Genomic DNA, 20,702 nt, shown 5'->3' with positions numbered 1-20,702 from the left:
CGGTCATAAATAGGGAGACAATATTTCTGTCGAATGGCGAGAACTATACATGTTCGTAATCTCCCGGCCCGATGGTGCGGCAACGCGCCGCCCGCGCCCGCTCCCTCTCGCCACGCGGTCCCTGCACTGGCTGACGGCCGGTCTGCTCGCCATCATGTTCGCTCTCGCCTGGACCTTCGATGCGCTGGGGCCGAGCGACACGGCCGCGTCGCTCGTCTCCCTGCACCAGTCCCTCGGTCTCCTGATCCTCGTCGTCGTCGCCGCGCGCATCGCCTGGCGCGTGACCCATCCGATCGAGCCGCTGCCCGGCGACACGCCGCGCTGGGAGACGCGTCTGGCGACGCTGGTGCAGGCGTTGCTCTACGCGCTCCTCGTCGCCATGCCGCTCGTCGGCTGGTACGCTTCGGCCTTGTCGGGCGACACGATCCGGTTCTTCGGCTTGGCGCTACCGGATCTCGTGGCGATGAACGAGGACCGGAGCGACCAGCTCTTCGAGCTCCACGGAACGATCGGTTGGGCGATCCTGGCGCTCACCGCGCTGCATGTCGCGGGTGCGCTCAACCACCAGTTCATCCGGCGCGACGGTCTCCTGAACCGCATGCGGATCTGGTGACGGGGGCGGGGCGGGCGCGTCCGCCTCTATACGCTTTCGTATAGCTGCAACCGCTTGGATTCCCGCGGCCTTGTGGAGGCATCCTCCAAAGCAAGGCGACCTCATGCGCACGACGCTTCTCTCCGCATCCCTCCTTCTCGCCGGCCTGTCCGGCACGGCGCTGCCTGCGCTGGCGCAGGCCGAGAGCGGGACGCAGGCCCCGGCCCAGACCCAGTCCTCCACCCCGATGTCATCGGCCGCCTCGTCCGGCGGAACGCAAGCGACGCCGTCGTCCACGGCGGCGTCCGCCGAGGGCAAGGACCTCGCCCCGGCCCTCCGCCGGCTGGGCTCTGAAGGGTCGACCTCCTCCTCGGCCTCGCTCGCGCTGCCGCAGGATCAAGCGCCGTTCCCCAACAACCAGGTGAGCTCCGCCCCCTTCGTCTCGCCGAACGGCGGCGAGGAGGGGCTGAAGGCGTCGGTGCGCGCGCTCCAGAACACGCTTACCGAGCTCCAGACGCTGCAGCTCCAGACGAAGCAGGCGCACTGGAACGTCAGCGGCCCGTTCTTCTACCCCCTGCACGAGCAGCTCGACGAGCAGCACGAGGCCTGGGGCAAGCTCGCCGACACGGTGGCCGAGCGCCTGCTCGCGATCGGCGTCTCGTCGGACGGGCGCGCGACGACGATCGTCCAGACCTCGTCGCTCCCCGAGTTTCCGGGCGGCTTCGTCGACGACGCCGAGATCGTGCGCTGGTTCACGCTGGCCTACAAGCAGGTCGGCGAGGAGGTGCGCGGCGGCATCCTCGCGTCCGAGGAGAACGACCCCGAGACCTCCAACATCCTGCAGGAGGTCGAGGGCAGCCTCGACAAGTACCAGTGGATGATGCGCGCCTACGTCCAGTCGACGCCGACCGACCAGCGCAACGGCGAGATCCTGAACCAGGGCCGCGCGATCGACATTCCCGCCAATCAGGCGCCGATGCAGCTCAACAGGCAGACGGCGCAGTAAGGCGCGAGTTCTGGCCTGACCGATCGACGCCGGGCGATCTCGTCCGGCGTCGAGTTTACAGGGCGGCCGTCGAGGCCGCCCGCAATCCTTACCGCTTGGGATCGTAGGTGATCGTGGCGCTGGGGCGCTCGACGCCGATCGACTGGGGCTGGTCGCCGCGCGTGATCTCGGCGAAGATGTCGTCGGACGAGGAGCGGTTGCCGCCGATCCCGGCTTCCAGAAGCGCCTGATCGAGCGACGAGCCGCTCTGCAGCGCCTGGAGCTCGGCTCCGGCCTCGAGCCGCCCCGCCATGACTTCCTGCCGCTTCTTGACGCGCTCGAGCGATTCCATCGCGCTGCCGAGGCGCGAGTTGACGCCGGCATGGCTGGAGGCGATCGCCGACTGCGCCTGCAGGAGCGACTCGTTCGCCTTCACGCCCTCCACCTCGCGGCGCATCGTCTGGATGCGCGTCTCGGTGTCCTGCACGGCCCGCAGCATCTGCGACTGCGCGCCCTGGAGGCGCTGCAGCTCGGCCTCGTCGCGGGCCATGTCGGCGCGGTTGCGCGACATGCGGTCGGCGAGCTGCCGGGCAAGGTCCTCGCGGCCGGCAGCCATCGCCGCGCGCGCCGATTCGAGGTCCTTCTGGTCCTTGGCGCGGGCCTCGTCGACCCGGCGGCCGAGCGCCTTGGCCGTCGCCATGATGCCGGCGAGGTCCGAGCGCGCTTTGCGCAGCGCGTTGTCGGCGTCGCGGATCTCCTGGTCGAGGATGCGCAGCGCCTGCGTGTCGGCGGCGCCTTCGGCCGCCTCGTTGATGCCGCCGCGCACGGCCGAGAAGAGTTTGCCCCAGACGCTCATTCCGCGATCTCCCCGTTGCGCCATTCCTCGATGAGGCGGGCCGCGTCCTCGGCGTTGCCGGCGAGCACCGCGACCTCCTCGACCACGACCTCGGCCGACGAGCGGGCCGAGAGCGAGCCGAAGAGTTCGTACCACTCCTGCCCGTTCACGATCGAGATGCCGAAGGTGGAAAGCGGCACGAGCTTGTGCGTCTTGAGCGCGAGGCGCTCGAAGGCGCTGCGCTCGGGCACGCTGTCGGCGGGCGCCAGCATGACGCTGGCGAGGATCTGCTCGCCGCCCGCGACGACGAAGACGTCGAGATGGCCCTTTTCCTTCAGGGTGACCCGCAGGACGTCGCCCTCAATCGAGACGTCGACGTCTCCCAGCGCCGGAGGATCGGAGGCGAAAAGCTCCGTCAGGGATGCGAGATTCCAGTTCGCCATGTCTCTCAAACTCCCGTCTCGAACCGTCGTCGCCCTTCCGTCGGGCGGCCGGCATGTCATAAGGGTTGCAGCGAACGGCACAAGGTGGGACGCGGATGATCGGACGCTTCTTCGGCTGGGGATCGGGCGAGAGCCCGGCGGCGCTGCCCGCGGAACACGGGCCGCTCGGCGTCGCCCTCGGTGGCGGGATCGAGATCGACACGCTCAGCCTCCAGGCGATGACGGCGGGGGCGCAGCCCGCCATGCCGCTGCCGGCCGGCGGGGTGATGCTGGTCGCGGCCTACGGCGAGGCGCGGCTCGACCCGCAGACGGTCCTCTCGCGCTATTACGCCGACGACAACACGATGCTCCAGGTCCTCTCGACGTCCGCGGCGCCCGGCGACGAACTTCTCGACGTCAGCCTCTACCAGCCGTGGGACTCGGTGGTGCCGGCGGGCGCGGCGGACTGGGCGCGCTGGCGCGGGCCCTCGGGCCTCATCGGCCAGCCGCGCTACGACGCGGACGGCATCGTCTTCGAGCGCTTCTGGGGCGATGGGGCGGGGCGCGCCGACCTCGTGGAGTTCGTTGAGACCGTGAACGACGGCCAGAGCCGGCGCGAGATCCACCAGTCCTGCATGCTCTACGCCCGCCCGCTCGGCCAGGCGCGCGAGATGCTGCTGATCAACATCGAGCGTGATCTCGGCACCGGGGCCTCGCAAGGGGCGTCGATCGAGTTCATCCTCGGCTACGGCCTGATGGCGGCCGACGTGCGCCGCCTGTGATCCCCGCGCGCCCCTTCTTCTGACACAAGGACCTCCCGCAGCATGTTCGGCTACGTCGCAGGCCTGCCGGCCTTTCTCGCCTACTTCGCCACCGGGCTCGGCTCGCTCGCCGCCTTTTCGGTCGTCTACTCCGCCCTGACGCCGCAGCACGAGTTGACGCTGATCCGCACCGGCAACGCGACGGCCGTCGTCGCCTTTCTCGGCGCGATCCTCGGCTTCTCGCTGCCGCTCGCCTCGGCCGCGGCGAACTCCGTCTCGCTCGCCGACTTCGTGATCTGGGCGTTCATCGGCGCCGTGTTCCAGGCGATCGCCTTTGCCGTCGCCTGCCTGACGATGCGCGGGCTTCCCCGGCGGATCACGAATGGCGAAATGGCGGGCGGCCTGTGGTCGGCCGGCATCTCGCTGGCGATCGGCATGCTCAACGCCGCCTGCATGACCTACTGAGGGATGCGGCCATGACCCGACGCTTCCTCTCCCAACGGCCGCCGCTCCTGGCGCTCGGCACCATCGCCGCCGGCGGTCTGGCGCTGTCGGGCTGCGGCGACGAGCCCTCCGACAACACGCTCTTCACCTCGCCGGCGCAGTGCATAGAAGCCGGCTTCGACCAAGGCATCTGCAACGCCGAGTACCAGACGGCGCTCAGCCAGCACCTGCGCGACGCGCCGAAATTCGACGGCAAGGCCGCCTGCGAGACCGAATACGGCGCCGGGCGCTGCATGGAGGTGCCGCGCGAGCAGGCCGGCGGCACCGGCGGCGGCAGCTTCTTCCTGCCCTTCATGACCGGCTATCTCATCTCCTCCGCCGTGCAGCGGATGACCGACTACAACTCCTACGGCCGCTATGTCGGCGGCGGCTCCTACACACGACCGACGCCGATCTTCACCGGCCGGAACGGCACGGCCTACCGCTCCGACCCGGTGATCGGCACGCAGACCGCGACGCCGCGGCCCGCCAACGTCAACACCCGCACCGTCTCGCGCAGCGGCTTCGGCGGCCTGTCGTCGAGCCGCGGCGGCTTCTCCTCCGGCGGCTGAGGGTGGAGCGTCGACGCATCGCGCCGCGCGAGGGCTGGCAGCGGGAAGCCGAGGCCGTCGGCTTCGGCTTCCACGAAATGTACGGCGAGCCCTACTGGCTGGACGACACCTACTACCGCTTCAGCCTCGCCGAGATCGAGGCGGAGATCGAGGCCCCGACGCAGGCGCTGCACGCGCTCTGCCTCGACCTTGCGGCGGAGGTCGCCGCGTCCGACGCGCTGATGGCGCGCCTCGACATCCCGCCGGAGCAGTTCGAGTTCGTGCGCCGGTCGTTCCGCGAGCGGGAGCCCTCGCTCTACGGCCGCTTCGACCTCGCCTATGACGGGCATGGGCCCGCCAAGCTTCTCGAATACAACGCCGACACGCCGACCGGCATCTTCGAGGCGGCCTACTTCCAGCACAACTGGCTGACCGACCAGATTGCGCTCGGGCGCCTGCCCGGCGACGCCGACCAGTTTAACCTCCTGCAGGAGAGCCTCGTCGCGGCCTTCGCCGCGTTTCCGGCGGACCGCATCTTCCATTTCGCGGCGGTGACGGCGAGCGACGAGGACCGCGGGACGGCCGCCTATCTCATGGACTGCGCCGTGCAGGCCGGGCACCACACGGCCCTCATCGACATGGGCTCGATCGGGGTCGACGCGCTCGGCCGCTTCACCGATCCGAACGAGCGCGTCATCGACCGCTGCTTCAAGCTTTATCCGTGGGAGGACATGATGCGCGAGCCCTTCGCGCGCCATCTCGAGGGCTCGGGAACGCAGTGGGTCGAGCCGCCGTGGAAGGCGATCCTGTCGAACAAGGGCATCCTGCCGCTCCTCTGGGAACGCCATCCCGGCCACCCCAACCTCCTGCCCGCCTTCTTCGACGACGACCCGCGCGCCGGCTCGCTCGAGCGCTCCGTGCGCAAGCCGTTCTTCTCGCGCGAGGGCGAGAACATCGCGATCCTCGAAGGCGGGCAGGAGGCGGAGGCGACGGGCGGCGACTACGGCGCGGGACGCCGCATCGTCCAGGAACTGACGCCGCTCTTCGAGGTCGACGGGCAGTTCGCCGTCCTCGGCGCCTGGATCGTCGGCAACGGGGCGGCGGGACTCGGCATCCGCGAGGACCGCTCGCGCATCACCCGCAACCTGTCGCGCTTCGTGCCGCACGCGATCGAGGGCTGACGGGGTCGCCTTCACGCCGCGCGTCCACGACCCGGCCGCCCGGCCCGTTTGGTGCCCGCGACCGCAAGTTTGAGGGGGTTTGCGCGATTTGCCGCGGGGATCGGGCGAATTTGACGGATTCGCTTAGGCCCGTCCTCGTGTTCGTCCGTCAGGGTGATCGGGATCGAAGCCAAGGTTCGAACCCGATGTCCGCACGTCTGTCCGCCCTTCTCCTCCTGCTCGTGGTGCTTTTCCAGGCGGATGTCGGATGGGCGCGCGAGTGGCGGGTCGACCGCGTCAGCGGCACGGCCTGGGCGATGGAAAGCAACGAGAAGCGCAACGTCCTGACCGCCGGCATGATGATCCCCGAGGGTCTGACGATCGCGACCGCGAAGTCGGGCCGCGTGCGTCTGTCGAGCGAGAACAACGTCATGACCCTCGGGCCCGGCAGCGTCGCGATGGTGCAGCCCAAGGGCTTCTTCAGCTCCAAGACCGAGGTGCTGCAGCAGACCGGCAGCATCGCCTTCGACATCGAGAAGCGCTCGGCCCCCCATTTCACCGTGAAGACCCCGTTCATGGCGGCGGTCGTCAAGGGAACGGCCTTCACGATCAGCGTCACCAAGACGGACACCAAGATCGGCGTCGACCGCGGGCTCGTGCAGGTGAGCGACCTGAAGACGGGCGAGACGGCCGGGATCGCCGCCGGGCAGCGCGCCAGCGTGTCGGCCGCGACGTCCGGCCTTCACACGGCGGGCGTGAATGCGCCGGGCGTGACGCCGGGCCAGCCGGCCGCGCCGAGCGTCGCCCCGGTCGGCCAGGCGCTCCAGAGCTTCCGCGCGGCGCAGGCGCCGGAAGCGGCCCAATCCGCCGCCACGTCGGCAAGCCGCGACGCGGCCGCCTCCACCCATGGTACCGCGAACGGCCCGAGCGCCTCGCGTTCGTCGGATGCGGCAAGTTCCGGCGGCTTCGGCGGCGCCGATTCCAACGGTCGCGACCGCCAGTCGATCGGCAGCAGCGTCGCCGAGACCAATGCGCCGAGCGGCGAGGCGCGCAGCCAGGCGGCGAGCAACAGCGAGAGCGTCGGCACCGGCGCAGGCCCGGCCGGCAGTACCGGTGCGGGCACCGGCGGCAACGGGTTCGGCGGCACGACGGGAACCGGAACCGGCGACGGCCGCCCCGGCGGGAACGAGGCGGGCGCGGGCAAGCCCGGCCAGGGCGGCCCGCAGAACGGCGGCCCCGCCGGCCGGCCGGGTGCCGACGGCAACGACAAGGGCGGACCCGATAAGGCGGGTCCGGGCAAGGGCGGCCCCGGCCACGACGGATCCGGCAAGGGCGGCCCGGATAAGGGCGGACCCGACAAGGATGGCCCGGAGAAGGGTGGACCGGCCGCCGGTGGTCCGGGCAAGGACGGCAAAGACCACGACGGTTCCGACAAGGGCGGACCCGGAGCCGCCGGCCCGGTCGGTGGCGAGGACAAGGGCGACCCCGGCAAGGATGGTCCGAAGGGGAACAACGGCAACGGCGGCGGCAACAACGGCAACGGCAAGGGGAACGGCGGACCGAACGGTGACGGCGCTCCCGGCAACGGGAAGGGCAACAATGGCAACGGCCTCGGCAACGGTGGTCCGAAGAGCGCCCTCGCCAATGGCAGCGGCAAGGGCAACAACGGCAACGGGCCGAGCGGCTTCGGCGGCACAACCAAGTAGCTGACGCCCGCCACCCCGGCGGATCGCGGGACAGGAGTGTGACGAGGATGCCGAGCCCGACGATCCGCACGATCCGCCGCCGCGCCGCCCGTCTGACGGTGGCGGACATCCGGTCGCTGGCGACGCTCCTCGTCGTCGCCGCCTGCCTCGCCGCAGCCCTCCTGTCCGGCGTTCCCGCGGCGCTGGACAAAGCCCTGTCCGATGCCCGGTTCATGCTGGGATCGCAGGCCGCCTCCGGCGAGATCGTCCTTGTCGACATCGACGCCCGGAGCCTCGGCGAGGTCGGGGTCTGGCCCTGGCCGCGCCGGCTTCACGCCGATCTCCTCCATGCGGCGGCCGAGGCGGGCGCCGCGCGCGTCGCCTTCGACGTCGACTTCTCCGCGCGCACGGGCCCCGAGGACGACGCCGCCTTCGCCGAGGCGCTCGCTTCCGCCGGCCCCGAGACCTTCCTCGCCGCCTTCGTCCAGCATGACCCGGCTTCCGGCGCGATGCTGGCGTCGATGCCGATCGCAACGCTCCTGTCGGCCTCCTGGCCGGTCTCGATCAACGTGCCGGTGGACGACGACGGGCGCGTGAGGCGCTTTCCCTTGAGTATCGACGTCGACGGCGAGACGATCGGCTCGATGCCGGCGGTGCTCGCAGGCCGCGAGGCGGGAACCGACGACTTCGGCATCGACCACGGGATCGATGCCGCCTCGATACCGCGCGTGTCCTTCGTCGACCTCCTCCACGGCCGGATCGCGCACGGCGCGCTGGCGGGAAAGACCCTGATCGTCGGGGCGAGCGCGATCGAGCTTCACGACCTGTTTCCCGTGCCGGGCGCCGGCATCGTCTCCGGGTCGACCGTGATCGCCCTGGCGGCCGAGACGCTCAAGCAGGGCCGCGCGCTGGTCCCCTGGCAGCCGCCGCTCGCCCTCGTGCCGCTCGTGCTCGCGCTCGGCGTGTGGTTCGCCGTGCGGCAGGGCCTTCGCCGCAGCCTCCTGGCCGCAGCGCTCGCCGCCCTCGCGTTCGAGGCGGTGGCGGCCTGGTTCTACCTCGATCGCGCGGTGATGATCGAGACGGCCGCGCTGCAGCTCTCGGTCGCGGCGGTGGCGCTCTGGAGCCTCGTGCGCGAGTTCGATCTGCGCCAGTTCCGGCTCTGGGTCTCGCGGGTCGAGACGCGCAACACGGCGCGCCTTCTCGAGCGGGTGGTCGACGACGGGTTCGACGCGATCGTCATCGTCGACGAAGTGGGGCGCATCATGCGCATCAACGACGTGGCGCGGCGCCTCCTCGATCTGCCGCCGGACGGAGCGCCGGGAAGCCTCGCCGACTTGCCGCCGGCCTTCGTCGAACCCGTCCGCGAGGCCATGGCTTCGACGCCGGAGACCGGCTCGCGCGGAACGCCGGTCCGCCGCATCGCGCGGCAGGGCGATGCCGACGACGCACGCATCCTCGAATACGCGGTCTCGCCGTTCTGGCTGGAGGATCGCCGGCGCGCCGGGGGCGAGGGTCATCGGTTGCGCTACGCCAGTCTCGTGCTCCACGACGTCACCGACCGCGAGCGGGCGCAGGAGCGGCTGCGCTTTGCCGCCTTCCACGACAGCCTGACCGGTCTTCCCAACCGCCGGGCGCTGGAGGAGCAACTCGACACGCTGGCTGCGGACGGGGCGCCCGTGGCGCTTCTCGCCTTCGACCTCGACCGCTTCAAGGGGGTCAACGACGCGCTCGGCCACGCGACGGGCGACGCTGTCCTCACCGAGACGGCGCGCCGCGCCGCGACCGCGCTGCCGCCCGAGGCCACCGTGTTCCGCATCGGCGGCGACGAGTTCCTGGTGCTCCTGCGTTCGGCCGACCGCGAACGCGCCCGGCGTCTGGCCGAGCGCGTCGTCGCCGAGGTCGGGCGCCCGTACGAGGTGAACGGGCATCGCATCTCGATCGGCACCTCCGTCGGCATCGCCGCCGAGGTCGACGGCTGCCGCGACGCGTCGGTGCTGCGCCGCCGGGCCGACGTCGCCCTCTACCAGGCGAAGCGGACGGCGGCGGGGCCGGTGGTCGAGTTCGACCTGTCGATGGACGCCGCGCGCCTCGAACGGCTAGCGCTGGAGCGCGATCTCACAGACGCCATCGAGGCCGGCGCCTTCGAACTCGCCTACCAGCCGCAGATCGGCCTTCGCAGCGGCGCCTGGACCGGCGCGGAAGCGCTGGTGCGCTGGCGCCATCCCGAGCGCGGCCTCGTCTCGCCGGCGGAGTTCATTCCGGTCGCCGAGGAGACCGGCCTGATCCACAGGCTCGGGGCCCTGGTTCTCCACGCCGCCTGCCGGGACGCCCTCCGCTGGCCGGAGACGATCAAGGTCGCCGTCAACGTGTCGCCGCTGCAGTTCCTCACCGGCGACATCGTCGGCACCGTGCGCTCGGCTCTTGCGGCGTCGGGGCTCGATCCGAGGCGTCTCGAACTCGAGATCACGGAGTCCGCCTTCGTCGGCGAGAACCATCGCCTCGCGGGGATCTTCGAGGATCTTCTGGCGCTCGGCGTCACCTTCGCGCTCGACGATTTCGGCACCGGCTATTCCTCGCTCGGCTACCTCCACCGCTTTCCCATCGCCAAGATCAAGATCGACCGCAGCTTCGTGACCGACATTCCCGGCAGTCGGCATTCGATGGCGGTCCTGCGTTCGGTCGTGGTGCTGGCCGACGGGCTCGGCATCCGTACCATCGCCGAGGGCGTCGAGACGCCGAATCAGGCCGACATCCTGCGCGAGCTCGGTTGTGGCGAGGGGCAGGGCTACCTCTATTCCAGGCCGCTGGACATCGAGCGGGCGAGCGCGCTCTTTGCCGGGGGCGGGGAGGAGCGCGAGCGCTTCGAAGGGACCGAACGCCGGGCGATGCCCGCGCTCGTTTAGACGACGCGCGGTCTTTAGCCTTCAAACGATCTCAATTGTCTGCCAAAACGTCGCAGGGGACGCATTGGAGACGTTCGCATGACTGCGCAGCACGCGGAAGGCCGCAAGGCTCACGACGAGGGGAAGGCCCGGCACGAGAACCCCTACGACATCAACACCGAAGCCTGGAACTGCTGGATGGACGGCTTCGACCAGGCAGCCTCCGAGGCTCAGTGCCGGGGCGTGAAGCGCTCGGCCTGACGACCGGCGTGCGGGCGGCCGGGAGCCGGCCGCATGCGCCCTTCGCTGCCGCCCTTGGCCGGCTTGCCGTCTGCGGCGGCGTCGCCTCTTCTGCCCCTACCACGTCGGCGCGCGCCGAAAGCCGCGACGCCCGGCGGGCTTTTGCCGTGTCCTGCCCCACCTTGGTCTCTTCGCATCAAGGAGTTGCATGATGAAGAAGACAGCGCTGGTGGTGGGTGCGAGCGGGATCGTGGGCAGCGCGACGGCCTCGCGTCTCCTGTCGGAGGGGTGGACGGTGCACGGTCTGGCCCGCCGGCCGGTGGAGCAGCCGGGCGTCCGGCCCGTGGCCGCCGACCTGCAGGATGCGGATGGAACGGCAGAGGCGCTGACGGACGTCCGTCCCGACAGCGTCTTCATCACGACCTGGTTGCGCCAGCCGACCGAGGCCGAGAACATCCGCGTCAACGCCGGCATGGTGCGCAACCTCCTCGACGGCCTGCGCGCCTCAGGCGGCGGGGTGCGCCACGTCGCGCTCGTCACCGGCCTCAAGCACTACCTCGGACCCTTCGAGGCCTACGGAAAGGGCGAGCTGCCCGAGACCCCGTTCCGCGAAAGCCAGGGCCGGCTCGACGTCGCCAACTTCTACTACGCGCAGGAGGACGAGGTCTTCGCCGCCGCCCGGCGCGACGGCTTCAGCTGGAGCGTCCACCGCCCGCACACGGTGATCGGCAAGGCGGTCGGCAACGCGATGAACATGGGCACGACGCTCGCGGTCTACGCCACGCTCTGCCGCGAGACCGGCCGCCCGTTCCGCTTCCCCGGCTCGGCGGCGCAGTGGAACGGGCTGACCGACATGACGAGCGCCAGCCAATTGGCGCGCCATCTCCTGTGGGCGGCGACGACGCCGGCAGCCGCCGACGAGGCGTTCAACATCGTCAACGGCGACGTCTTCCGCTGGAAGTGGATGTGGGCGCGCATCGCGGACTGGTTCGGGCTGGAGGCGGCCCCGTTCGACGGGACGGTCATCCCGCTGGAGGATCAGATGCGCGACGACGCGCCGGTGTGGCGTCGCATTGCCGAGCGTGAGGGGCTGGCCGAAGCGGACCTCGATCGTCTCGCCTCGCCCTGGCACACGGATGCCGACCTCGGCCGTCCGTTCGAGGTGATGACCGACATGGGCAAGTCGCGCCGCCTCGGCTTCCTCGACTACCAGCCGACCGACGACGCCTTCTTCGACCTCTTCGCGCAGCTGCGCGCCGATCGGGTGATCCCGTAACGTCGCACGGCTTTGACCACCCCGCGCGACCACCCCGCAGCCGAAGCGCCTGCGGGGTGGTGCGCTCAGGTCCGAACCCCGGCCGCTTGACAAGATCCCGCGCCCGCTTCCACATTGAAATCGGTTTCACTCATGCGGGCGGGACGTGTCTTTGGATCTGTCGGTTCTGACGCCGTATCTCGGGGCGCTCGGCCAGGGGGCGATCCTGTCCGCCGAGGTCTGCGCGCTCGCGATCCTCGGCAGCACGATCCTCGGCATGATCGTCGCCATCGCGCGCACCTCGTCCTCGCGCTGGCTGCGCGGCGCGGCCTACGTCTATGTCGACCTGTTCCGGAACGTGCCGTTCCTGGTCCAGCTCTTCTTCCTCTACTACGGCCTGCCGGAGATCGGCGTCTTCATCGACGCTTTCACCACCGGCGTCCTCGCCCTGTCGATCTCCGGCGGCGCCTTCGCTTCCGATGCGATCCGCTCCGGCATCCTCGCGATCGAGCCCGGCATCCTGGAGGCGGCCGAGGTGTCGGGCCTGCCACGCCGGGTGATCTTCACCCGCATCGTCCTGCCGATCGCCTTGCGCACCGCGATCCGCCCGCTCGGCTCGGTGCTGGTCAATCTCATCCTGACATCCTCGATCCTCTCGGCCATCACCCTGAACGAGCTGACGGGAACCGGGCGCATCGTCGCCTCCGATACGTTCCGGCCCTTCGAGGTCTATGCCGTGCTGCTCGTCGCCTATGCCGCGATGACCTGGGCCGTCTCGGTGGCGGTCGAACTCCTGCACCGGCGCATGAACCGCGGCCTTGCGCAGGACGTCGCCTGATGCGCTACACGAGCTTCACGCCCTATGACGCGGTGCTGCTGGCGCAGGGGCTCGGCACCAGCCTCGCGGTGTTCCTCGCGACCTCGGCGATCGGGCTGGTGCTCGGTGTCGCCTGGGCCGTGGTGCGCTTCTACCGCGTGCCGGTCCTCTCGCAGGCGCTGACGCTCCTTGCCGAACTCCTCAAGAACTCGCCGGTCCTCGTCCAGCTGTTCCTCGTCTTCTTCGGCCTGCCCGCCTTCCTCAAGATCAACGTCACGCCGGTCGAGGCGGCGATCATCACCCTGTCGGCCAACACCGCGGCCTTCGTCTTCGTGATCGCGGTGGCGGGCGTCGAGGCGGTGGGGCGCGACCAGATCGAGGCGGCGCGCGTCTTCGGGCTGACGCGCTGGCAGGTGCTGCGACGCGTCATCGCCCCGCAGGCGGTCGCCTTCGCGATCGGGCCGCTGGTGGCGCTTCTCGTCAACCAGTTGCAGGTCACCTCGCTGATCTCGGTGATCGGCATCACCGATCTCACCAAGGTCGGCAACATCCTCAACCTGCGCACGCTGAAGCCCTTCGTGGTCTGGACCGTGGTCGGGCTCCTCTACTACGTCGCGGCGAAGCTGGTCGCCCATCTCGGCGCGCGCCTCGAGGGGCGCCTGCGCGCCCACAACGCCTGGCGGGGGCTCTGACATGCTGACGGTGGACAAGGTTCGCAAGGTCTTCGGCGCGACCACCGTGCTCGACGGGGTGGATCTCGCGATCCGGCCGGGCGAGGTGGTGTCCGTCCTCGGCAGTTCCGGCTCGGGGAAGTCGACCCTCATCCGCTGCATCAACGGGCTGGAGCGGCTCGACGGCGGGCGCATCACGGTGGACGAGTTCGACGTCTCCAAGCCGCGCGAGCTTGCGGAGGCGCGCAAGCGCTCCGGCACCGTGTTCCAGCTCTTCAACCTCTACCCGCACATGACCGCGGTCGAGAACGTCATGCTAGCGCCGGTCGAGGTGCTGAAACGCCCTCGCCGCGAGGCGGAAGCGCAGGCGCGCGCGATCCTCGCCTCGGTCGGCCTCAGCCCGCGCGCCGACGCCTATCCCGCTCAGCTGTCCGGCGGCCAGCGCCAGCGCGTTGGGCTCGCCCGCGCGCTCGCCATGGAGCCGCGCTATCTCCTCCTCGACGAGGTGACGAGCGCGCTCGACCCCGAGATGACCGCCGAGGTGCTGGCGATCCTCGGGGAGCTCGCGCGCGGCGGCACCACGATGCTCTTCGTCACGCACGAGATCGAGTTCGCGCGGCGCATCTCGGACCGCATCGTCTTCCTCGACGCCGGGCGCCTCCTCGTCGACCTACCAACGGCCGAGTTCTTCAGCCCGGCCGGCGGGCTCGCCAACCCGCGCATCGCGCAATTCCTCTCCAAGATGCACAGGGACTGACGCCGACATGCTGCTCGTCGCCAATGCCGAGGCCTGGCCGGGCTTCTCCACCACCGTCGATCGCCTGCGCGCGGGGCGGAACAGCCTCGACGCCATGGTGGAGGGGATCGGCCTCGTGGAGCGCGAGGAAACGGTGCGCAGCGTCGGCTACGGCGGCTGGCCGAACATGCTGGGGGTCATGGAGTTCGACGCGGCCGTGATGGACGGGACGACGCGCGAGGTCGGATCGGTCGGCGCCGTGCCGGACACGGTGCCCGTGGCAAGGCTCGCGCTGGAGGTCATGCGCCGGCTGCCGCACGTGATGCTGACAGGCGAGGGCGCCCGGCGCTTCGCCACTGAGATCGGCATGCCGATGGATGCGACACTTCTGGAGGACAGCCGCCGCGTCTGGTGGGAGCGTCTCGAGCGCGAACTCTCGCCGGACGAACTCGCCCGCTTCCCCGATCTGCCCCTTGCGCCGCTATGCCGGACCATCACCGACCCGGAGCGCGTGCGCGACACGACCGTGTTCCTCAGCGCCGACCCGGCGGCCGGCATCCACGCCGCGACCTCGACCTCCGGCTGGGCCTGGAAATATCCCGGCCGGCTCGGCGACTCGCCCGTTCCGGGTGCCGGCTTCTATGCCGACAGCCGCTATGGCGCCGCCGCGTGCACCCATACCGGCGAGATGACCATGCGCTGCGGCACCGCGCGCTCGATCGTGCTCGCCATGCGGCTCGGGCACTCGCTCCACGATGCCGTGCGGTTGGCCGTCGAGGACCTTGCCGAGCTTCGCGAGGGCTTCCTCGCCGGCGTCGTGATCCACGCGGTGGATGCGCGGGGCGGGCACGAGGTGGTGAATTTCCGGTGCGAGGGCGAGATCCGCTACTGGTTCTGGACCGACGGGATGGCCGAACCCGAACTTCGGCCGGCAACGGTGTTTTAACGAGAAGGGGAGAAGTCCATGAAGCGCATCCTGACTGCCATCGCCGCGCTCGCGCTCGTCGCCGGCGCGGCCCTGCCCGCCGCGGCCGGCAAGATCGACGACATCCGCTCGGCCGGAAAGGTCCGCATCGGCGTCTCGCTCGGCGGCGAGCCGATCGGCTTCCGCGACCCGCAAAGCAACCCCGTCGGCTACGATGTCGACGTCGCCAACCGCCTCGCCGAGAAGCTCGGCGTTCCGGTCGAGCTGACCGACGTCTCGGGCGACGCGCGCATCTCCATGCTCGTCTCGGGCCAGCTCGACATCGTCGTCGCCAACACCTCGGCGACGCTGGAGCGCGCCAAGACGGTGGATTTCTCGATCCCCTACAACCGCGCGGGCCTGCGGGTGATCGTGCGCAAGGACGCCGGCATCGCCTCGCTGGCCGAGCTCGCCGGCAAGAGCGTCGTGGTCGGCCGCGGTACGACGGGCGAAGCCTTCATCAAGCGCGAGGCGCCGGGCGCCACGATCGCCTATGTCGACAACTTCGCCCCCGACGGCGTCCTCCAGCTGCAGCAGGGCCGCGTCCAGGCCGCGGTCGAGGATTCCTCGCTGGTCGACTATCTCGCCACGCAGAACGATCAGCTCGTGACCCTCCCCGACCTCTACTCCAACGACCCGATCGGCATCGCCGTCGCCAAGGGCGATCCGGAGTTCGTGCGCTGGCTCGACATGTTCGTCTCCGACTACGTCCAGTCGGGCGCCTACGAGGCGAACTACAAGAAGTGGTGGGGCGAGAACGCCAACCCGCCGAAGCTGAACCCGCTCTGGTAAGGCCACGCCACTCGCCCAGCGCGGCCGGGTCTCACCCGGTCGCGCGCGGGAAGAAGCGCGTGGGAACGCCGACCGGCGGCGAGCCGGGCACGAAGGTTTCCGGATGCACCACGAAGCGCACGATGTGCTCGACGAAGCGGGCCTTGTCGAAGCCGATCGAGCTGATCGGATAGGCGTCGTGGTCGGTGATGCTGAGATTGTCGAAACCGAAGAGCCGGAAGCGGCTCGGGTGGTCGCCGGCAAAGAACGCGCGGCAGGCGTCGAGGACGCCCATGGCCATGGCGTCCGAGGTGCAGAACACCGCATCCGGCGTCGGTCCGCCCTGGAACGCGGCGGCTGCCGCGCGCCCGCTCGCATAGGAATAGTCGCCCTGGAGAACGGACTCCAGCACGATGCCCTCCGCCGAGAGCGCCGCGCGATAGGAGGCGATGCGCTCGTCCTCGATGTGCGAGGAGGCGCGGCCTGTGACCAGCGCGGCGCGGCGCACGCCGTGGCGCCGGGCATGGGCGACCGCCTCGCGGATGCCGACGGCCTCGTCCGGCACCACGGCGGGCGACAGCGCGTCGTGCCGCCCGTTCATCATCACCACGAGGTCGGAGCGGAACATCCGTCGCACGGTCGCGGCATCGGCGAAGTCCGACCAGACCAGCGCCGCGTCGACATGATGCGCGACGCCCTCGCGCAGGAACGCCTCGACGCGGTCGACCGAGCCGACCTTGAGAAGCAGGACCTGCTTGCCGATCGCCTGGATCTCGCCGAGCAGCCGGTCGAAGAGATCGAGGTCGGACAGGTCGTGGATGTGGTTCACCACCACGGCCACGAGGTTGACGCGCTTCGTCGTCAGGCTCTGCGCCAGCGGGTTCGGCCGGTAGCCGAGCGCCTCGGCGGCCCGCAGCACGCGCTCGCGCTTGTCGGCCGAGACGGGGCGCGGCGAGGACGACAGCGCGCGCGAGACCACCGCGCGCGAGACCTTGGCCAGCGCGGCCACGTCGGCCAGCGTCGGCCGTCCGGTCTTGTCGTCTCTGGGTTCGGTCAAGGATCGCCCCGGCGGATCGGGCTCGCGCCCGCCCTCTTCCATGCGCCGACGGGCGCTCGCGCGCAACACGACGCGCTCCGGCCGTCTCGTTCTTCCCCCCGACCCAATCAGGAACACCGATGACCGAGCATCCCGGCCTCGACCTCATGTATGACGAAATGCGCCGCCAGGGGCCCGACGCGCTGGCGACGATCGAGACCGGCGCGCTGGTCGCCGCTGGGATTGCCGACGCCGTGCGCCGTACCGGCCGCATCGTGCTCTATGCGATGGGCGGCTCCCACCACGTCAACCGCATCGCCGAGCCGCTCTACCGCGACCTCGGCTGGGACGCGCGCGCGATGAACGCCTCGGAAGCGCTGCTCTCGCCGCTGCCCGACGCGGCGCGCGCCGCGCTCGTCGTCTCGCAGTCCGGCGAGTCCGGCGAGATCCGCGACCTCCTGAAGCGTGGGCCCGGACGCGAGGAGCGCTTCGGGCTGACGCTCGAGGGCGACAGCACGCTTGCGCGCAGCGCGCGCGCCTCGATCGTCGCGGCCGGCGGCACCGAGCGGGCGTTTGCCGCCTCGCGCTCGATCGTCCTGACGCTCGCGATGCACGGCGCCGTGCTGGAGGCGCTGGGCGCGCCGCAGGACGCGCTGCGGGCGAGCCTGGCCGAAGCCGCCGATCCGGCCGCGATCGACGCCGCCGATGCCGCGCTCGCCGGGGTCGACGCCATGATCTTCGCCGGACGCCATGCGATGGCGGGCGTTGCGGACAGCGCGGCGCTGTCGATGATGGAGCTTGCCCGCGTTCCGACGATCGGCTTCGAGGGCGGCCAGTTCCGCCACGGGCCGTTCGAGGTGCTGCGCCCTGGGCTCGGCGTGGTCCTGTTCCGCAGCCTCGGGCCCGACCGCGCCGGCGTCGCTCAGCTGGCGCAGGCCTGCGTCGCGGCGGGATGCGCCACCGTCGTCTTCGATGCGTCCGGCGACGCGCCGATCGAAGGCACGGTGCACGTGCCGCTGAGACGCGGCGATGGGCTGGCGGCCGCCGCCAGCATGATCCTCGCGCTCCAGCACCTCAACATCGCCGTCGCCCGGCGCACGATCGCGGAGGGCATCGGCACCCCCCAGCGCACCACCAAGGTCACGGCCTGACGGACGGGGGCGAGGCGGTGGCGGACGGGAGCACGATCGGGATCGACCTCGGCGGCACGCAGCTTCGCGTCGCGGCGATCGATGCGGCCGGCCGCATCCTCGACCGCCGCGCGGCGCCCGTCGATCGGGCCGGGGGCGTTCGGGCGGTGATCGGGCAGATGGAGGCGCTGATCGCCGCCGTGCGCCGCCCGGATACGGCGGTCGTCGGGATCGGCGTTCCCGGCGCCTTCGATCCGGGGCGGGGGCTCGTCCTCGACATTCCCGCCTTGGCCGGCTGGACCGCGATCCCGCTCGCCGCCGAGATCGAGGTGCGCACCGGTCTTCCCGCCGTCCTCGAGAACGACGCCAAGGTCGCCGCGCTCGGCGAATGGCGCTTCGGGGCCGGCCGGGGCATCGCCGATTTCGCCTATCTCACGATCAGCACCGGAATCGGCGGCGCGTTCGTCGTCGGCAACCGGCTGGTCCGGGGATACCGGGGGCTGGCGGGCGAGGTCGGCCACACCCGCATCACCGACCGGAGTGCGACGTGTTCCTGCGGCCACGAAGGTTGCTGGGAGGCTGTCGCCTCCGGCACGGCGCTGGCGCGCGCGGCGCGCACAGCCGTCGAGCGGCACCCGGCGTCGCAACTGGCCGCAAGCGCGGCCGGTGCGCCGGCGACCGGCGAGATCGTCACGCGCGCCGCGCGCGAGGGATGCCCCGTCGCGCTGTCGCTTCTCGGCGAGGAGGCAGCCTGGCTCGCGGCGGGTCTCGTCAACGTGCAGCATGCCTTTGCGCCGGAACGCGTGGTTCTGGGCGGGGGCGTCTCGAACGCCCTCGACCTGATGCTGGGGGACATCCGCGCCGCCATGCGCCGCCGCCTTCTGCCCGGCCACGAGGTGCCGGACATCGCCGCCTCGCGCCTCCGCGACGACGCCGGACTGCTCGGGGCCGCCGTCCGCGCGCAGGAGTGGCTGCACGAGACGGAGAGGTCCCCCGTCGCCTGACGAACTTCGGGCCAAACGCCGAACGAGCCGTCCATCATAGGGTTGGAGCGAGGGTCACCCCACGTGGTGTCGGAAACCGCTTCGGCGCACGAGGCGCGACCGCTCCCTTCGCCGGGGCCCCAGGCGCTCGACAAGATCGCCGGGAGCCTAATCTCAGCCGCCCACGGTCCGAAACGTCTCCGGCGACAACCCTCAGTTACCTAAATTTTTAAATTCGTCGTGCAGACTCCACCCTCTCAAGAGCTTCCAGTCTTGTCGGGGACCGTCATGCTGCACACCATTCGACAGAAGCTCCTCGCCGCCAGCGCGGCCGTCCTCGTGCTCGTCGTCGGCGGCACGGGCATGGGGGTCTGGTCGATGGAGCGGCTCGGCACGGCGCTCGATGCGTCGGACCAGGCGGGCGACATCCTGCAGAACCACATGCAGGCCGACATGATCCACGATGCGCTGCGCGCCGACGTCCTGTCCGCGATCGTCGGCCAGAGCGGGCAATACGCGATCGACCAGGCCACGGTGCGGTCGGAGACCGCCGAACACGCCGCCGAGTTCCGCGCCGCGATCGAGCGCAACCGCCAGCTCGCCACGGCGCCCGACATGCAGGCCGTCCTCGGCGACCTCGTCCAGCCGCTTCAGGACTACAGCTCCGCCGCCAGCGCGATCGTCGAGCGCATCGGCCGCGGCGAGACGATCGCGCAGCCGGCGCTGGACGATTTCCTCAAGCGCTTCGATGTCCTCGCCGGACGCATGGAAACGGCGTCGACGGCGATCGACGCGATGGTGGCGCGCGAGAACCAGCGGGCCGACGGCGTCCAGTCCTTCAGCCAGCGCATCCTCCTCGCGCTGATGGGGGTCGGCGTCGTCTTCTCGGCGGGGCTCGCGGCCTTCGTGGCGCTGGCGATCTCGCGGCCGATCCGGCTCCTGTCCATCACCATGCGGGCGCTGGCCAAGGGTGATCTCGACGAGCGCCTGCAGGGTGCCGACCGCCGCGACGAGGTCGGCGAGATCGCGCGCGCCGTCGGCGATTTCCAGAGCTTCCTCGGCGACCAGGCCCGCCGCGAGGCGACCGAAGCCGAGACGCGGCAGCGGCACGAGCGCGAGAGCCTCCATCGCCAGTCGGCGCTGGATAACGCCAAAGCCGAGGACCTTCGCGCCTTTGTCGGCCTCGTCGAGACGAGCTTCGCGCGTCTGTCGGCGGGCGACCTGACGGTGCGCATGGGTGAGGCGGTGGCGCCGGAGTTCGAGCCGATCCGCGCCGAGTTCAACCGCGCCGTCGTGCAGCTGGAGACGACGATCGGCCAGGTGGTCTCGGCGGTCGGCGCGATGCGCTCGGGCCTGTCGGAGATCACGGTCGCGGCGGGCGATCTCTCCCAGCGCACCGAGCAGCAGGCGGCCAATCTGGAGGAGACCGTGGCAGCGCTCGGCCAGGTGACGCGCGGCGTCGGCGAGACGGCGCAGCGCGCCGATGCCGCCCGCCAGTCGGCGTCCACCGCCTGCCGCGAGGCCGAGCGGGGCGGCGAGATCGTCGGCCGSGCGGTGTCGGCGATGGCCGAGATCGAGCAGTCCTCGGCGCGCATCGGCAACATCATCGGGGTCATCGACGAGATCGCCTTCCAGACGAACCTCCTGGCATCGCGCTCGTCCCGGAGCACCGAGACGAGAACGCCGGCCACCGCGAGCTTCGTCCCGGAGCACCGAGACGAGAACGCCGGCCACCGCGAGCTT

General features: G+C 70.8%; 21 protein-coding genes. 18 read left to right on the top strand and 3 right to left on the bottom strand.

Features of this window, described 5'->3' with window-relative positions:
• The first annotated feature begins 49 nt into the window (after positions 1-49).
• Both ASF65_RS07160 and ASF65_RS07155 read left to right on the top strand, forming a co-directional pair.
• Entirely contained in the window at positions 50-613 is a 564-nt protein-coding gene (locus tag ASF65_RS07160; RefSeq protein ID WP_055887235.1) for a cytochrome b, read from the top strand.
• Positions 614-716: 103 nt separating this feature from the next.
• The gene (locus tag ASF65_RS07155) at positions 717-1,598 is read left to right on the top strand and encodes a DNA starvation/stationary phase protection protein (protein WP_055887232.1); all 882 of its coding nucleotides are present in this window, start codon (positions 717-719) and stop codon (positions 1,596-1,598) included.
• A gap of 88 nt (positions 1,599-1,686) precedes the next feature.
• On the opposite strand, the gene ASF65_RS07150 is transcribed toward ASF65_RS07155, so the two are convergent.
• On the bottom strand, positions 1,687-2,433 hold the full coding sequence (locus ASF65_RS07150; RefSeq protein ID WP_055887229.1) for a PspA/IM30 family protein: 747 nt from the start codon (positions 2,431-2,433) through the stop codon (positions 1,687-1,689).
• A complete protein-coding gene (locus tag ASF65_RS07145; RefSeq protein WP_055887227.1) occupies positions 2,430-2,855 on the bottom strand; it encodes a DUF2170 family protein in 426 nt (141 codons plus the stop codon). The genes ASF65_RS07150 and ASF65_RS07145 overlap by 4 nt, the downstream gene beginning before the upstream one ends.
• Before the next feature lie 95 nt (positions 2,856-2,950).
• On the opposite strand from ASF65_RS07145, the gene ASF65_RS07140 reads away from it, so the two are divergent.
• The 13 genes from ASF65_RS07140 to ASF65_RS07085 all read left to right on the top strand — a co-directional run bounded on the left by ASF65_RS07140 (position 2,951) and on the right by ASF65_RS07085 (position 15,831).
• On the top strand, positions 2,951-3,616 hold the full coding sequence (locus ASF65_RS07140; protein WP_055887226.1) for a DUF2491 family protein: 666 nt from the start codon (positions 2,951-2,953) through the stop codon (positions 3,614-3,616).
• A 42-nt stretch (positions 3,617-3,658) separates the two neighbouring features.
• Entirely contained in the window at positions 3,659-4,060 is a 402-nt protein-coding gene (locus ASF65_RS07135; protein ID WP_055887224.1) for a DUF350 domain-containing protein, read from the top strand.
• Positions 4,061-4,071: 11 nt separating this feature from the next.
• Entirely contained in the window at positions 4,072-4,650 is a 579-nt protein-coding gene (locus ASF65_RS07130; RefSeq protein WP_055887222.1) for a DUF1190 domain-containing protein, read from the top strand.
• A 2-nt stretch (positions 4,651-4,652) separates the two neighbouring features.
• The gene (locus ASF65_RS07125) at positions 4,653-5,810 is read left to right on the top strand and encodes a glutathionylspermidine synthase family protein (RefSeq protein ID WP_055887220.1); all 1,158 of its coding nucleotides are present in this window, start codon (positions 4,653-4,655) and stop codon (positions 5,808-5,810) included.
• A 185-nt stretch (positions 5,811-5,995) separates the two neighbouring features.
• A complete protein-coding gene (locus ASF65_RS22265) occupies positions 5,996-7,495 on the top strand; it encodes a FecR family protein (protein WP_055887217.1) in 1,500 nt (499 codons plus the stop codon).
• A 47-nt stretch (positions 7,496-7,542) separates the two neighbouring features.
• Positions 7,543-10,377 (top strand): EAL domain-containing protein, encoded by a 2,835-nt coding sequence (locus tag ASF65_RS07115; protein ID WP_055887214.1) that lies wholly within the window; start codon positions 7,543-7,545, stop codon positions 10,375-10,377.
• Positions 10,378-10,455: 78 nt separating this feature from the next.
• Positions 10,456-10,617 (top strand): hypothetical protein, encoded by a 162-nt coding sequence (locus tag ASF65_RS21295; RefSeq protein WP_156369202.1) that lies wholly within the window; start codon positions 10,456-10,458, stop codon positions 10,615-10,617.
• A 190-nt stretch (positions 10,618-10,807) separates the two neighbouring features.
• Positions 10,808-11,872: an SDR family oxidoreductase gene (locus tag ASF65_RS07110; protein ID WP_055887308.1), complete on the top strand. Its 1,065-nt coding sequence runs from the start codon at positions 10,808-10,810 to the stop codon at positions 11,870-11,872.
• A 145-nt stretch (positions 11,873-12,017) separates the two neighbouring features.
• Positions 12,018-12,689 (top strand): amino acid ABC transporter permease, encoded by a 672-nt coding sequence (locus ASF65_RS07105; RefSeq protein ID WP_055887211.1) that lies wholly within the window; start codon positions 12,018-12,020, stop codon positions 12,687-12,689.
• A complete protein-coding gene (locus ASF65_RS07100) occupies positions 12,689-13,360 on the top strand; it encodes an amino acid ABC transporter permease (protein ID WP_055887209.1) in 672 nt (223 codons plus the stop codon). The genes ASF65_RS07105 and ASF65_RS07100 overlap by 1 nt, the downstream gene beginning before the upstream one ends.
• A 1-nt stretch (position 13,361) precedes the next feature.
• A complete protein-coding gene (locus ASF65_RS07095; RefSeq protein WP_055887206.1) occupies positions 13,362-14,096 on the top strand; it encodes an amino acid ABC transporter ATP-binding protein in 735 nt (244 codons plus the stop codon).
• Between the two features lie 7 nt (positions 14,097-14,103).
• Complete coding sequence (locus ASF65_RS07090) at positions 14,104-15,021, top strand: isoaspartyl peptidase/L-asparaginase (RefSeq protein WP_055887203.1); 918 nt, start codon at positions 14,104-14,106, stop codon at positions 15,019-15,021.
• Positions 15,022-15,039: 18 nt separating this feature from the next.
• Positions 15,040-15,831: a transporter substrate-binding domain-containing protein gene (locus tag ASF65_RS07085; protein WP_055887201.1), complete on the top strand. Its 792-nt coding sequence runs from the start codon at positions 15,040-15,042 to the stop codon at positions 15,829-15,831.
• Between the two features lie 31 nt (positions 15,832-15,862).
• Here ASF65_RS07085 and ASF65_RS07080 read toward each other — a convergent pair whose 3' ends face one another.
• Positions 15,863-16,867, bottom strand: a complete 1,005-nt coding sequence (locus ASF65_RS07080; protein WP_055887305.1) for a LacI family DNA-binding transcriptional regulator — start codon at positions 16,865-16,867, stop codon at positions 15,863-15,865.
• Between the two features lie 119 nt (positions 16,868-16,986).
• Here ASF65_RS07080 and ASF65_RS21650 point away from each other — a divergent pair, with 119 nt between their 5' ends.
• The 3 genes from ASF65_RS21650 to ASF65_RS07065 all read left to right on the top strand — a co-directional run.
• Positions 16,987-17,997, top strand: a complete 1,011-nt coding sequence (locus tag ASF65_RS21650) for a hypothetical protein (protein ID WP_055887198.1) — start codon at positions 16,987-16,989, stop codon at positions 17,995-17,997.
• A 17-nt stretch (positions 17,998-18,014) separates the two neighbouring features.
• Positions 18,015-18,980, top strand: coding sequence for an ROK family protein (locus ASF65_RS07070; protein ID WP_055887196.1), 966 nt, complete (start codon positions 18,015-18,017; stop codon positions 18,978-18,980).
• Between the two features lie 267 nt (positions 18,981-19,247).
• Positions 19,248-20,702: methyl-accepting chemotaxis protein (locus ASF65_RS07065; RefSeq protein WP_055887194.1), on the top strand; the 1,455-nt coding region annotated here is incomplete at its 3' end.

The organism is Aureimonas sp. Leaf324, assembly GCF_001423245.1.
GTDB lineage: Bacteria > Pseudomonadota > Alphaproteobacteria > Rhizobiales > Rhizobiaceae > Aureimonas.
Note: the sequence above shows the minus strand (reverse complement) of the source record. Positions and strands in the feature narration are given on the sequence as shown.